This is a genomic window from Janthinobacterium sp. NKUCC06_STL, assembly GCF_019345455.1.
GTDB classification, from domain to species: domain Bacteria; phylum Pseudomonadota; class Gammaproteobacteria; order Burkholderiales; family Burkholderiaceae_D; genus Janthinobacterium; species Janthinobacterium rivuli.
The window spans coordinates 1,674,018-1,687,969 of sequence record NZ_JAHKQY010000001.1 but is presented as its reverse complement, the minus strand read 5'-3'; the positions used below and the strand labels follow the sequence as shown (position 1 = coordinate 1,687,969).

Genomic DNA, 13,952 nt, shown 5'->3' with positions numbered 1-13,952 from the left:
ATCACACGTGCTATCTTGGTTTTTCCTCGGGCGCGCAGGTATTCTTGCCTTTTGTCAGCTGAACCACTAGGAAGCCCCCGGCGGGGGCTGTGAGCAGGCAAAAATCTGCCGAGTAGCGCGAAGTGGGATCGGATGCGGATGGCGGCCGTCCGAGGAAGGATACGCCATACACTTTTCCCGCAATCAGTGGCGCTGCTTCGCTGCTCTCGGCCCCATCAGGAGCCTTGCCGTAGCGCACGCATCCCCTGTTTGGCAGCCGATACGTGGGATCGCCAAACGAGGCATTGGGAAACATCACCGTCCATACATCTTTCCAGCCATTCGGCCCAGGTGTGCTGATCGTCAGCATCTTCAGGCTGACAGGGCCTCTTGATCTTTCCTCTTCATTGGCAATCTGGAAGCAGGGAAGGCCCGCTTCCGTGATGACGGCGGCGCGGCCCATGCGCGACCATGCCGAGGCATCGATAGTCGCCAGCGCGGCAAGCAGGAATAACAGTGTGTAACGATATGGCATGGCGATCCTTGCACTATCTGATGAGCGAATGCTCTGGGCAACTACCCTGTCTCCACGCTGGCGTGTCGCTGCCAATGGCGATGATTTTTCGTTCACCAATGGACGTGGCAACGATACAGAATTTCCCTCTATAGCCATAGGTCGGGTCGGAAGGATCATCTGGACGCCCATTCAAGAAGAAGCTGTAAACTCGTCCTGTTTGCAGTTCAGGGGCAGGCATGCCATTTGCGCCCTGTGGTATGTCGCCATAGAGAAGACAGATTTTTGATGAAAGCGGAACTTTTCTTCCTCCGCTCATCACAAAGCTCCACACTTTTGTAGCGGGTTTTACTGACAGGTCTGAAATACTGAGTGCTCCCAGAAGTGGCTGACCGTTACGTTTTTCTTCCGTCTGCGAGATGGTGAAGCAGGGTGTGCCATTCACTGAACTGATTTCAGCATCGGCGATGCGTGATGTTGCACAGGCATGCAGGCCGAGGGACATGAGCAGTATGAACAGGGCATTCTGCTGCAAGGACATCATGTTTTCCCTATTTCTGAACGGGACAGATTTCGTCTATCCAGGCTTGGCTATCGCTGTCGATACGAAGAATCTTGCGCTCTCCAGAGATGCCGCTGATTAAGCAAAACTTGCCCACGTAACCGCGAGTAGGGTCCGATGGATCGGCTGGCCCACCGTTCAGGAAGACGTCATACATCCGTCCCGTTTTCAGCGGCGGCGCTTTGGGTGGCTTGACCTCTGCCGTTGCTGGAGCAACCCCATATGGCAGGCAGGACTTGGCATACACAGGAATAGTCGCTGCGCCCGGTAAGAGAAAAGACCATACTTCTACTGCAGGCTTAACGGATACATCTGTCAGTACGATCGCACTAATCCGAGGAAGCCCGTTGCGCGCTTCTTCTTTTTGCGAAATGGTGAAACAAGGAGTGCCATTTTTTAGCAGTACTTCCGCGTATGCCATGCGGGACATGCCGAAAGCGTTATGGTATGTCAAACAAAGGCTCATGTTCAGAGTTGCGGCCAGGCAGATTCGTCTTGCTTTTCCTATCTTTAAAAAAGTCATGTAATACCTCTTCATAGAGCTCTATCGAGTTTTGATATTCCGGTTGCCGCATTGCATTTGGTTTTTTTAAATACTTCAGTGTGTGATAGTCGGCGAGCAGGTCACCTTGTGCTTCCATGTTGTAATCCGATAATTTTTTCTTCGGAAGTAGTACATACTTGTAATCCAAACCTAGCCTGACAAGTCCCCGTATCGCTACTGGATAATTCAATTGATGCTGCCAAACATGCACCATTTCATGCATGAACCAGTTTTTTGGCCTTGGTTTCTCCTTTGAGAAGTCCTCTCGGAATTCCGACTCATGAAAATAAATCGCCCCATCCGGCGTCATGGCCACGTTCTTCGGCTGCAAGCCGAACCATAGATACGGCTCGCCATGCACCTTGACCTTGCCGTAGTTGATCGCATCCTGGAACAGCATCCACGCCATGTCGATCTATCCCTTGGTTAGCGGGCGAACCTTGTTCTTGACTTTGACCTGTTTGACGGATGAACCGACGTCCTTGTTGGTCGTCTTGATGCTTTCCAACTGGACGACCTTGATGGTAGGCGCAGCGTGTTTTGGCGCGGCGGCGCAGCATGGCGATTTATCCGCGTGCGGCAGGAATTCGGCCTGGGTAATCTGTTCCTCCCGCTTGCTGGTAATTCGCCCCGTGCGCCCCTTCGCATCCATCGTCCCCGTCCACGTTTCGCCATTGCTCAAGGTGAGCCGGTAGTCGGCGTGCGCCAGCGGCACCTTGTTTAGCGAGACGAATTCCAGCTGCTCGTCATAGCCGCAGCACCAGCACTCGTCGGGCTGGCCGGCCAGGCGGTGCAGTTCGCAGCCGCTTGTCGCGTTGCGCAGGGTGGCGCCCAGCACGGGCTGGCCGTCGGCGCTGAAGGTGACGATCATGCTGTCGAAGCGCGCGCCCAGGCTTTTCTTCTGGTGGGCCACGAGTTTGAAGAACACGTCGCACGCGGTGGTGCTGATGACATGGTGCCTGGCCATGGGAGCTCCGCGACAAAACGCCAGCGTAGGACCGCGGCGGCGGGGAGGTATTGACTGGGCGCAAGGCATGCGCGCCTGTGTCTGCCTGATTGACCATTTTGCCAATTTCTATACACTCGTCTTTTCATTCATTCACGAAAAGACCTGGAGATGGAAATGCCGACCCTGCCCTTGCGCCGTACCCTGCTAACGCTCGCCTGCCTGGGCGCCCTTGGCCACGTGCATGCCGACACGGTGATCGACAACGCCAACGGCTACACGCTCAATGCTGCCGGCAAGGTGGTGCGCTTCACGGCGCTGGCCTTTGACGATGCGGGCAAACTGCTCGCCGTCGGCAGCGCCGCGCAAGTGAAACGCAAGGCGGCCAAGGGCGCGAGCCACGTCGACGTGCAGGGAAAAACCGTGTTGCCTGGCCTGATCGACGCGCATGGCCACGTGTTCGGCCTGGGGACGATTGCCAGCGGCGTGATGCTGTACGGTTCGTCCTCGCTGCCGGCCGCCGTGCAGGCCGTGGGCGACTTCGCGCGCGCGCATCCGGAACGCAGCTGGATCGTCGGCAATGGCTGGAACCAGGAAATCTGGAAGCTGGGGCGCTTTCCCACGGCCGTGGAACTCGATGCGGCGGAAAGCGCGCGGCCCGTGTGGCTGCGCCGGGTCGATGGCCACGCGGGCTGGGCCAACAGCCGCGCGCTGGCGCTGGCCGGCATCACGCGCGCCACGCCAGATCCGGCCGGCGGCAAGATCGAACGCGACGCGGACGGCAACGCCACCGGCGTGCTGGTCGATAACGCCATGGACTTGATGGACGCCGTGCTGCCCAAGCCGGGCGACGTGGAAAACCGCGCCGCGCTCGATGGCGCGCTGGCGCAGCTGTCGCAAGTGGGCCTGACCAGCGTGCACGATGCGGGCATCGGCCAGATGCAGGACCGGCTGTTCCGCGACTATGCGGATCACGGCAAGCTGACGGTGCGCGTGTACGGCATGATCGCCGACACCACGGACGACTTCGACGCGCTGTCAAAAAATGGACCCTTGACCAGCTATGCGCGCGACATGTACGCCCTGCGCGCCGTCAAACTGCTGTCCGACGGCGCCCTGGGCAGCCGCGGCGCGGCCCTGCTGGCGCCGTACAGCGACGATCCTTCAACCCGCGGCCTGCTGTTCTTCAAAGATGACGCCATGCGCGCGAAGATGGAAAAAGCCATGCGCGCCGGCTATCAGGTGAACGTGCACGCCATCGGCGACGCGGGCAATCATCAGATCCTCGACGGTTACCAGGCCTTGAGCGCGCAATACCGCAGCGTGGGCTTGCGCCACCGCATGGAGCATGCGCAGGTGGTGAAACTGAGCGACATCCCCCGTTTCAAGGCGCTGGGCATCGTGCCATCGATGCAGCCGACGCACGCCACGTCCGACCAGAACATGGCGGAGCAGCGCGTGGGCCACGAGCGCATCAAGGGCGCGTATGCGTGGCGCACCTTCCTTGCGCAAGGTTCGCGCATCGCCTGCGGATCGGACTTCCCCATTGAGTCGCCGAACCCGTTCGAAGGCATCCACGCGGCCGTCACGCGGCAAAACAGCGAAGGATTCCCGGCCGGCGGCTGGTATCCCCAGCAAGCCATGACGGTCACCGAGGCGCTGCGCTGCTTCACCCTCGACGCAGCCTGGGCAGCGCACCAGGAAAAGGTCATCGGCACACTGGAGGCGGGAAAATGGGCGGACTTCATCGTCGTCGATCAGGACCTGTTCACCGTCGCGCCGGCCGCCATTGGCAAGACGCAGGTGCTGCAGACGTGGGTGGCGGGCAAGCGCGTGTTCGAGAAAAAGTAGACTGTTTTCGCTTGTAAAAATCTGTTGACTTGGTTGTATAGACAACCTATGCTGGGAGTACAAGAGCGGGCCACGTATCGGGCTAGATACGCCCGCTCGCACCCTACGAGGAGACAGCATGAACAGCACAATGGACACCGATCCACGCTTTGATGCCAGCCGTACCATCCGCGCCCCGCGCGGCACGGTCATGGCTTGCAAGAGTTGGCAGGCCGAGGCGGCCTACCGCATGTTGCAAAACAATCTGGACCCGGAAGTGGCGGAAAATCCGCAGCACCTGGTCGTCTACGGCGGCATCGGCCGCGCCGCCCGCAACTGGGCCTGTTTCGACCAGATCCTCGCTTCCTTGCGCGAACTGGAAGACGACCAGACCTTGCTGATCCAGTCCGGCAAGCCGGTGGGCGTGTTCCAGACCCACGCGGATGCGCCGCGCGTACTGATCGCGAACTCCAACCTGGTGCCGAAATGGGCCAACTGGGAACACTTCAACGAACTCGATCGCCAAGGCTTGTTCATGTACGGCCAGATGACGGCCGGCAGCTGGATCTATATCGGCACGCAGGGCATCGTGCAGGGCACGTATGAAACCTTTGCCGAAGCGGGCCGCCAGCATTTCGGCGGCGACTGGGGCGGGCGCTGGATTCTGACGGCGGGCCTGGGCGGCATGGGCGGCGCGCAGCCGCTGGCCGCCACCATGGCGGGCGCCGTCTCGCTCAATATCGAATGCCAGCAAAGCAGTATCGACTTCCGACTGCGCACGCGCTACCTGGACAAGCAGGCGGCCAGCCTGGATGAAGCCCTGGAGCTGGTCAAATATCACACCGAACGCAAGGAAGCGATCTCCATTGGCCTGCTGGGCAACGCGGCCGAAGTGCTGCCGGAACTGGTACGCCGCGCGAAAGCGGGCGGCCTGGTGCCCGACCTGGTGACGGATCAGACCTCCGCGCATGATCTGGTCAACGGCTACCTGCCGCGCGGCTGGAGCGTGTCGGACTGGAAGGCGGCGCAGCAAGACCCGCAGCGCCACGCGCGCCTGACGGTGGCCGCCGCCGATTCCTGCGCCGCCCACGTGCAAGCCATGCTCGATTTCCACGCCATGGGCGTGCACACCGTCGATTACGGCAACAACATCCGCCAGGTGGCGTTCGACCAGGGCGTGCAGAATGCCTTCGATTTCCCCGGCTTCGTGCCCGCATATATCCGCCCGCAGTTTTGCGAAGGACGGGGCCCGTTCCGCTGGGTGGCCCTGTCGGGCGATCCGGAAGACATCTATAAAACGGATGCGAAGATCAAGGAGCTGTTCCCGCACCACACGCAGGTGCACCACTGGCTGGACATGGCGCGCGAGCGCATCGCCTTCCAGGGCCTGCCGGCGCGCATCTGCTGGCTGGGACTGGGCGAGCGCCACATCGCCGGCCTGGCCTTCAACGAGATGGTGCGCACGGGCGAACTGAAGGCCCCCATCGTCATCGGCCGCGACCACCTCGATACGGGCTCCGTCGCCAGCCCGAACCGCGAAACGGAAAGCATGAAGGATGGCACGGACGCCGTCTCCGACTGGCCGCTGCTCAACGCCATGCTGAACACTGCCGGCGGCGCCACCTGGGTCTCGCTGCACCATGGCGGCGGCGTGGGAATGGGGTATTCTCAGCATGCGGGCATGGTTATCGTGGCCGACGGCAGTGAAGCGGCGGCGAAACGCCTGGCGAGAGTGCTGGTCAACGACAGCGGCTCGGGCGTGATGCGCCATGCCGATGCCGGCTACGAAACAGCGGCCGCCTGCGCCAAGCGCAATAATCTGAACCTGCCGATGCTTAATACGAAGTGAAAGCAAACATGACACAGCACTCCAAAAGTTGGACCCTGAAACCGGGCGCGATGACCCTGGGCGACCTGCGCGCCGTGTGGGCCGCCCCCGCGAAACTGATTCTCGCCGCCGAAGCCTATCCCGTCATCGAGGCGTCGGCCGCCGCCGTGCAAGCCATCGTCGCCAAGGGCGATGCGGCGTATGGCATCAACACGGGCTTCGGCTTGCTGGCCAAGACGCGCATCCCCGATGAAAAACTCGAGCAATTGCAGCGCAACCTGATCCTGTCGCACTCGGTCGGCACGGGAGAATTGCTGTCGGACGCCGTCGTGCGCCTGATCATGCTGATGAAGATCGGCAGCCTGGCGCGCGGCTATTCCGGCGTGCGCCCGCTGATCGTCGACACCCTGATCGCCCTGTACAACGCGGGCATCATGCCGGCCATTCCCGCCAAGGGTTCCGTCGGCGCCTCGGGCGACCTGGCGCCGCTGTCGCACATGACCCTGGCCATGCTGGGCGTGGGCGACGTGCGCGTCAACGGTGAATTGATGGCGGCGCCCGAAGCGCTGGCGCAGGCGGGCATCGCCCCCGTGGTGCTGGCGGCGAAAGAGGGCTTGGCGCTGATCAACGGCACGCAAGTGTCGAACGCGCTGGCGCTGCATGGCCTGTTCATGGCAGAACGCCTGCTGGAAGCGGCGATGGTCACGGGCGCGCTGTCGCTCGACGCGGCCAAGGGCAGCGACTCGCCGTTCGACGCGCGCGTGCATGCCGTGCGCGGGCAGCCGGGGCAGATCCTGGCCGCGCAGATGTACCGCCAGCTGGTGGCGCACAGCGCGATTCGCGCCTCGCACCTGGAAGGCGACGAGCGCGTGCAGGACCCGTACAGCCTGCGCTGCCAGCCACAAGTCATGGGCGCCTGCCTGGATCTGATTGGTAACGTCGGCCGCACCTTGCTGATCGAAGCCAATGCCGTCACGGACAATCCGCTGATCTTCCAGGATGGTCCCAACGGGCAGGCGGAAATCGTCTCGGGCGGTAATTTCCACGCCGAGCCGGTGGCTTTTGCCGCCGACACGCTGGCGCTGGCGATTGCTGAAATCGGCGCGCTGGCCGAGCGCCGCATCGCGCTGCTGATCGACGCCACCTTGTCCGGCCTGCCACCGTTCCTCGTGCGCGACCCGGGCGTCAATTCCGGCTTCATGATCGCCCACGTGACGGCGGCCGCGCTGGCGTCGGAAAACAAGTCGCTCGCGCATCCGGCCAGCGTCGACAGCCTGCCGACGTCCGCCAACCAGGAAGACCATGTGAGCATGGCCACGTTTGCCGGGCGCCGCCTGGACGACATGGCGCACAACACGGCGGTCATCGTCGGTATCGAGCTGCTGGCCGCCGCGCAGGGCATCGATTTCCACCGTCCGCTGAAAACCTCGCCGCACCTCGAACATGTACACCAGCAGCTGCGCCAGAAAGTGCCGTTCTTCGACGCCGACCGTTTCTTCGCGCCCGATATCGAAGCGGCCAAGCAGATGGTGCTGCAGGGTGAGTTGAGCAGCACGTGCAAGAATTTGTTCGCCCCGCTGTACGCTTGAGCGGGCGCAAGGAGACAAGCATGGATTTCCGCTTCAACGAAGGCAGCATCCCGCTGCTGGTGTCGATGCCCCACGTGGGCACCGACATACCCGACGATATCGCCGCGCGCATGACGCCGCAGGCCCTGATCAAGGCCGACACGGACTGGCATTTGCGCGAGCTGTATGGCTTTTTGCAGGAGATGGACGCGTCCGTGCTGTCGGCGCGCTGGTCGCGCTATACCATCGACTTGAACCGCCCGCAGGAAGACACGAATCTGTATCCGGGCCAGGATACGACGGGCTTGCTGCCCAACGATACGTTTCACCGCGAGCCGCTGTACCTGGCCGGCAAAGAGCCCGATGCGGCCGACGTACAGCACCGGCTGCGGCGCTACTGGGCGCCGTATCATGCGCAGTTGCGCGCGGAACTGGACCGCCTGCTGCGCGTGCATGGCGCCGTGGTGCTGTGGGATGCCCATTCCATCGCCTCGCGCGTGCCGCGTTTTTTTGAGGGCAAGCTGCCCGACCTGAACTTCGGCACGGCTGATGGTGCCAGCTGCGATGGGGGCCTGACGTCCGCCGTGGTCGATGTCGCGCGCGCGCAGGATGCATTTACCGTGGCCTTGAATGGCCGCTTCAAGGGCGGGCACATCACGCGCCATTACGGCCAGCCGGCCGGCCGCGTGCATGCGATCCAGCTGGAGATGTGCCAGTGCCTGTACATGAATGAACCTGGCATGGATGACGCGGCGCCATTCGGCTACCGTCCCGACCTGGCGGCACAGGTGCAGCCGCTGCTGCGCCAGATGATGGCAGCGGCCGTGGCATGGGTGGCGCGTTGAGCGGCTGTCTGTTCGCGCGCCATGCGCTGCTGCCGCAAGGCTGGCGCCGCGACGTGCTGCTGGAGTGGGATGCGGCAGGCGATCTGACGGCGGTGACCGACAATGCCGCGCCGCCGCCCGGCGTGGAAGTGCTTGAGTATGTCTTGCCCGGCATGGTCAACCTGCATTCGCATGCCTTCCAGCGGGCGCTGGGCGGCATGACGGAAGTCGCCGGTGACGGGCCGGATAGTTTCTGGACCTGGCGCGACCTGATGTACCGTTTCGCGCGCCACATCACGCCGCAGCAGATGGAAACCATCGCCGCCCAGCTGTTTGCGGAATGCCTGCGCCATGGCTACACGGCCGTGTGCGAATTCCACTACCTGCAGCGCGATATGGCCGGTGCGCTGTATGCGCGTCCTGCGGAAACGGCCGAACGGGTGCTGGCCGCGGCGCGCCTCAGCGGCATCGGCATGACCATGCTGCCCGTGCTGTACAGTCATGCGGGCTTTGGCGAGCAAGCTTTGAAAGAGGAACAGGCGCGCTTTCGCACCAATGCGGATGACGTGCTGCGCATCGTCGAGGCGCTGGCGCCGCAGCGCGGCGGGCAGGTGGAGGTGGGCTTTGCGCCCCACTCGCTGCGCGCGGCCGGCGTGGCGCAGATTCGCGAAGTGGCGCAAGCGCTGCCCGCGGAGCGTCCCATCCACATCCACATCGCCGAGCAGCAGGGCGAGGTGCGCCAGTGTCTGGACTACAGCGGCCGGCGCCCGGTGCAGTATTTGTACGATCAGATCGACGTCGATGCGCGCTGGTGCCTCGTGCATGCGACGCATGTGCAGCCCGATGAAGTGGCGCTGATGGCGGCCAGCGGCGCCGTGGCGGGCCTGTGTCCGACGACGGAAGCGAACCTGGGCGACGGCTTGTTTCCGCTGGCCGAATTCATCGCCGCCGGCGGGCGTTTTGGCGTCGGCAGCGACAGCCACGTGTCGCAGTCGCCGGTGGAAGAATTGCGCTGGCTTGAATATGGCCAGCGCCTGCAACGGCAGCAACGTAATGTGGCCGCCACGGCAGATGAACGCCGCGTGGGAGATTACCTGTGGCAGGCGGCCTTGCAGGGCGGTGCGCAGGCGGCCGGGCGCAAGCTCGGTGCCCTGGCGCCCGGCTGCCGCGCCGACTTGCTGGTGCTCGACGACGCGCATGTGAACCTGTGCGGCGTGGCCATCGCCGATGTGCTGGGCAGCGTACTTTTCTGCGGCAACGACAAGCTGGTGCGCGACGTGCTGTGCGGCGGCCAGTGGCAGGTGCGCGATGGGCGCCACGTGGCGCAGGACGCCATCGCCGCCGCCTACAAGCGCACCCTGGCGCAACTGAGGGCGCTCTGATGGCGACCTTCATCCCGCAGGAATGCCTGCGCGCCGCGCCGTGGAAAAACGGCGGCGGCAGCACGACGGAAATCGCCATTGCTCCCCCCGGCGCCGGCTTCGATGATTTCGACTGGCGTATCAGCCTGGCGACGATCACGGCCAGCGGACCGTTTTCCAGCTTTCCCGGCATCGACCGCAGCCTGATGCTGGTCGATGGCGACAGCGTGCAACTGACGTTCGACGGCGCGCGCAAGGTGGTCTTGAGCGCGGCGCAGCCGATGCTGTGGTTTCCCGGCGAGGCCGTCGTGTCCGCGCAAGTCAAGGGGACGACGACGGATTTCAATGTGATGACGCGGCGCGACCACTGCCGCCACCAGCTGGAAAAAATCACGGCCCCGTGCCGGCTGGTGCGGCGCAGCGCGGCGACCTTGCTGTTTGTCGCCGGCGAAGGCCACGTGCTGGCGCGCGGCGCGGAACAGCAGTTCGCGCTGGCCCGTTATGACGCGCTGCTGCTCGATGCCGACGATGCGTCGGAATGGCGGCTCGACGCCTTGCAGCGTTCGGCCGTGTTGTGCGTCGACCTGTTTACCTAGGAGAGAAAAGCCATGCAAGACTGGGATATGGTCATCCACAACGTCCACCTGGCCACGATGGAGCATGGCTATGGCGAATTGCTTGACGCGGCCATCGCTGTCAAGGATGGCCGCATCGCGTGGTTCGGCCCCGGCGACGAGCTGCCGGGCAGCGGCGCGGTGCTGCACGACGGCCAGGGTTGCTGGCTGACGCCCGGCCTGATCGACTGCCACACGCACATCGTCCACGCGGGCAACCGCAGCGACGAATTCGAGGCGCGCCTGAATGGCGCCAGCTATGAAGACATCAGCCGCGCCGGTGGCGGCATCATGTCCACCGTGCGCGCCACGCGCGCGGCCAGCGATGACGAATTGCTGCGGCAAAGCCTGCCCCGCGTGCTGGCGCTGCTGGCCGAGGGCGTGACCACCCTGGAGATCAAGTCCGGCTATGGCCTGGACGCGGACAGCGAGGCGAAGATGCTGCGCGTGGCGCGCAGGATAGGGCAAGAGCTGCCCGTGTCCGTACGCACCACCTTCCTCGGCGCGCACGCGCTGCCGCCCGAATATGCGGGCCAGGCCGACGCTTATATCGAGCTGCTGTGCGCGCAGATGCTGCCGCAGCTGGCGGGCGATGGACTGGTCGACGCCGTCGACGCATTTTGCGAGCGCATCGGCTTTACGCCGGTGCAGACCGAAAGGGTGTTCGCGGCGGCGCGCGCCTTGAACCTGCCCGTCAAATTGCATGCGGAGCAGCTGTCGGACCTGGGCGGCGCGGCCCTGGTGGCCCGTTACGATGGCCTGTCGGCCGACCATCTGGAATTCCTGTCGGAAGAGGGCATCGCCGCCATGGCGCAACATGGCACGGTGGCCGTGCTGCTGCCGGGCGCGTATTACTTTTTGCGCGAAACGCAGCCGCCGCCGGTGGCGGCGTTGCGCGCGGCCGGCGTGCCGATGGCCGTGTCCACCGATTGCAACCCGGGCACGTCGCCGATGACGTCCTTGCTGCTGGCGATGAACATGGCGTGCACCTTGTGGCGCTTGACGCCGCAGGAAGCGCTGGCCGGCTGCACGCTGCATGCGGCGCGCGCGCTGGGCTTGCAGCATGAAACGGGCAGCCTTGCGGTGGGCAAGCGCGCCGATTTTGCCCTGTGGCGCATCGCGCGCCCGGCCGACCTGGCGTATGCGCTGGGCCTGAACCCGTGCGCGGGCGTGGTGCATGGCGGTGTCTGGCGCGCGCCGGTGGTAAGCTTGCCGGATTGATCATCCGTCCTGGAGCGCCGCGTGCGTGTTGTTTACCTGTTGTTGTTGCTGGTTTTTGCCGCCGCGCCCATGTCCTCCCTTGCCATGGATGGCGGCACCCTGAAGGTGGGTTCGAAGCGCTTTACGGAATCGTACATCCTCGGTGAAATCGTCAAGCAGAGCGCCGCGCCGCACGTCCAGGCGCAGCACCGCCAGGGCCTGGGCAACACGGCCATCGTGCTGGCCGCGCTGCAGGCGGGCAGCATCGACGTGTATGCCGAATACATGGGCACCATCGGCAGCGAAATCCTCAAGCACGACAAAGCCATCGACCTGGCGCAGATGCGGCGCGAACTGGCGGCGCTGGGCCTGGGTGTGGCCGTGCCGCTGGGCTTTAACAATACCTATGCGCTGGCCATGCGCGGCGATGAAACGGGCATTGCCAGCCTGGCGCAGCTGGCCCAGCACCCGGCTCTGACATTCGGCCTGTCGCATGAATTCATCGGCAGGGTCGATGGCTGGCCGGGCCTGGCCGCCCGCTATGGCTTGCCGCAGCGCCCGCGCGGACTCGATCACGGCATCGCCTATGAAGCATTGGCGCAGCGCCAGGTGGACGTGATCGACATCTATTCGACGGACGCGAAGATACGCCAGTACGGCTTGCGCGTGCTGGCCGACACGCAGCAGTACTTTCCCCGCTACGACGCCATGCTCTTGTTCCGCCTCGACTTGCCGCCGCGCTTTCCCGCCGCCTGGCTGGCGCTGCAAGGCTTGCAGGGGCGTATCAGCGAGAGCGACATGATCGCCATGAATGCTGCCGTGGAAATCGATGGCAAGACTTTTTCCTACGTGGCACGCCAGTGGCTGGCGTCCGGCACGCAGGCGAACAAACCGGGCGCCACGCGCAGCAAGCTGCTCGATAAAATCATCGGTGACGATTTGTGGACCCTGACGCGCCAGCATCTGACCCTGGTGCTGCTGTCGGTGGCATTGGCGTGCGTGATCGGCATTCCGCTGGGCGTGCTGGCGGCATTTTCGGCGCCGCTGCGGCAAACGGTGCTGGCCTTCGTCGGCGTGCTGCAGACGGTGCCGTCGCTGGCCCTGCTGGCGATATTGATCCCCGTGCTGGGCATGATCGGCACGGTGCCGGCGCTGGTGGCCCTATTCGTGTATGCCTTGCTGCCCATCGTGCGCAACACGTGCACGGGCATCTTGCAGGTGCCGCAAGGCTTGCGCATGGCGGCGCTGGCGCTGGGCTTGAACAAGCGCGACCGCTTGCTGCACGTGGACTTGCCGCTGGCCTTGCCCGTCATGCTGGCGGGCGTGAAAACGGCAGCCGTGATGAGCGTGGGCACGGCCACCATCGCCGCCTTCATCGGCGCGGGTGGTTATGGCGAACGCATCACCATCGGCCTGGCGCTGAACGACAACGACATGCTGCTGGCCGGCGCGATCCCCGCAGCCGTGCTGGCCCTGCTGACGCAAGGTCTGTTCGAGCTGGTGGAGCGCTGGGCCGTGGCCGGCCGGCAGCACTGACGGCATCACGGTTACAGCGAGTGCAGTTTGGAGCGCACCGAGACGACGGCCTGGTGCAGGATGCGTTCAGCCTGGAAGTCGTTCTCGCGCTGTTCGGCGATGGCTTGCAAGTCGCGCGTGTAACGCTCCAGGCGGGAGCGCAGGTAGGCGCGGTAGATTTTCATGACGAGCGGTTTGGCAGAAACATTCATGATGTGGCTCCCAGGTGCGTAATGATGCGTTCATTTTGTGTGAGCGGAATGCCGCCACTTTGCGCCATATCAAATGCCATGACCCCGTCAAATTGGCGTGTTTGACATTGCACAATGCCCGCCAGGGCGAAGATGCCACACTGAATCTTCCCTGCTCGCCTGGTCATCATCAGCCGCTGCGGGCCCTGATTCCTTCAAGCATATTCAAGGAGCGTCGCATGGTCATTTTTGCCGTGGTTGCTGGCTGCATCGCCTGCCTGACAGTGTACCAAATCTATAAAAATGCGCAGGGTGGCAGTGGGGTTGCGCAACAACATATCGGCTTGCACGGCACATTGATTGAACCACGGAAATAATCAGTGTCATTCAAGCGACACTTGGTGAAACTTGGTTAGCAGATTTAAGTCAAATGTAAGGCCCGGTAAGCAAATGTAAAGGTCTGCGCTATCGCAAGC

At 63.5% G+C, this 13,952-nt stretch carries 15 protein-coding genes; 9 read left to right on the top strand and 6 right to left on the bottom strand.

Translation table 11 applies throughout. The annotated features are described in order from the left end of the window. Positions 1-10: 10 nt before the first annotated feature. The 5 genes from KO539_RS07665 to KO539_RS07645 are packed head-to-tail and all read right to left on the bottom strand — an operon-like array spanning position 11 to position 2,566. Positions 11-514 carry a hypothetical protein gene (locus KO539_RS07665; RefSeq protein ID WP_219308215.1) on the bottom strand — a complete coding sequence of 168 codons (504 nt, stop codon included), beginning with the start codon at positions 512-514 and terminating at the stop codon, positions 11-13. Positions 515-527: 13 nt separating this feature from the next. Further along, entirely contained in the window at positions 528-1,037 is a 510-nt protein-coding gene (locus tag KO539_RS07660; protein WP_219308213.1) for a hypothetical protein, read from the bottom strand. A gap of 7 nt (positions 1,038-1,044) precedes the next feature. Further along, complete coding sequence (locus tag KO539_RS07655; RefSeq protein WP_219308211.1) at positions 1,045-1,578, bottom strand: hypothetical protein; 534 nt, start codon at positions 1,576-1,578, stop codon at positions 1,045-1,047. Beyond that, on the bottom strand, positions 1,496-2,008 hold the full coding sequence (locus tag KO539_RS07650) for a Rhs element Vgr protein (RefSeq protein WP_219308210.1): 513 nt from the start codon (positions 2,006-2,008) through the stop codon (positions 1,496-1,498). Before KO539_RS07650 ends, KO539_RS07655 begins: the two co-directional genes overlap by 83 nt. A 6-nt stretch (positions 2,009-2,014) precedes the next feature. Beyond that, on the bottom strand, positions 2,015-2,566 hold the full coding sequence (locus KO539_RS07645; protein WP_219308208.1) for a hypothetical protein: 552 nt from the start codon (positions 2,564-2,566) through the stop codon (positions 2,015-2,017). 156 nt (positions 2,567-2,722) lie between these two features. Between KO539_RS07645 and KO539_RS07640 the strand changes: the two genes are divergently transcribed. From KO539_RS07640 to KO539_RS07605, 8 genes are all read left to right on the top strand, one after another. Next, entirely contained in the window at positions 2,723-4,396 is a 1,674-nt protein-coding gene (locus tag KO539_RS07640; protein ID WP_219308206.1) for an amidohydrolase, read from the top strand. Positions 4,397-4,514: 118 nt separating this feature from the next. After that, positions 4,515-6,224, top strand: a complete 1,710-nt coding sequence (hutU, locus tag KO539_RS07635; protein ID WP_219308204.1) for a urocanate hydratase — start codon at positions 4,515-4,517, stop codon at positions 6,222-6,224. An 8-nt stretch (positions 6,225-6,232) separates the two neighbouring features. Beyond that, positions 6,233-7,792 (top strand): histidine ammonia-lyase, encoded by a 1,560-nt coding sequence (hutH, locus tag KO539_RS07630; RefSeq protein ID WP_219308202.1) that lies wholly within the window; start codon positions 6,233-6,235, stop codon positions 7,790-7,792. A 20-nt stretch (positions 7,793-7,812) separates the two neighbouring features. Further along, the gene (hutG, locus tag KO539_RS07625; RefSeq protein ID WP_219308197.1) at positions 7,813-8,616 is read left to right on the top strand and encodes an N-formylglutamate deformylase; all 804 of its coding nucleotides are present in this window, start codon (positions 7,813-7,815) and stop codon (positions 8,614-8,616) included. Beyond that, complete coding sequence (locus KO539_RS07620; protein ID WP_219308195.1) at positions 8,601-9,977, top strand: formimidoylglutamate deiminase; 1,377 nt, start codon at positions 8,601-8,603, stop codon at positions 9,975-9,977. Before hutG ends, KO539_RS07620 begins: the two co-directional genes overlap by 16 nt. Next, the gene (locus KO539_RS07615; RefSeq protein WP_219308193.1) at positions 9,977-10,552 is read left to right on the top strand and encodes a HutD family protein; all 576 of its coding nucleotides are present in this window, start codon (positions 9,977-9,979) and stop codon (positions 10,550-10,552) included. Before KO539_RS07620 ends, KO539_RS07615 begins: the two co-directional genes overlap by 1 nt. A 12-nt stretch (positions 10,553-10,564) precedes the next feature. After that, entirely contained in the window at positions 10,565-11,791 is a 1,227-nt protein-coding gene (gene hutI, locus KO539_RS07610) for an imidazolonepropionase (protein ID WP_219308191.1), read from the top strand. Between the two features lie 69 nt (positions 11,792-11,860). After that, entirely contained in the window at positions 11,861-13,306 is a 1,446-nt protein-coding gene (locus tag KO539_RS07605) for a glycine betaine ABC transporter substrate-binding protein (RefSeq protein WP_257626201.1), read from the top strand. A gap of 11 nt (positions 13,307-13,317) precedes the next feature. Here KO539_RS07605 and KO539_RS07600 read toward each other — a convergent pair whose 3' ends face one another. Next, positions 13,318-13,497, bottom strand: coding sequence for a hypothetical protein (locus tag KO539_RS07600; protein ID WP_034746290.1), 180 nt, complete (start codon positions 13,495-13,497; stop codon positions 13,318-13,320). Between the two features lie 14 nt (positions 13,498-13,511). Between KO539_RS07600 and KO539_RS07595 the strand changes: the two genes are divergently transcribed. After that, on the top strand, positions 13,512-13,853 hold the full coding sequence (locus KO539_RS07595; protein WP_219308189.1) for a hypothetical protein: 342 nt from the start codon (positions 13,512-13,514) through the stop codon (positions 13,851-13,853). Positions 13,854-13,952: the final 99 nt, after the last annotated feature.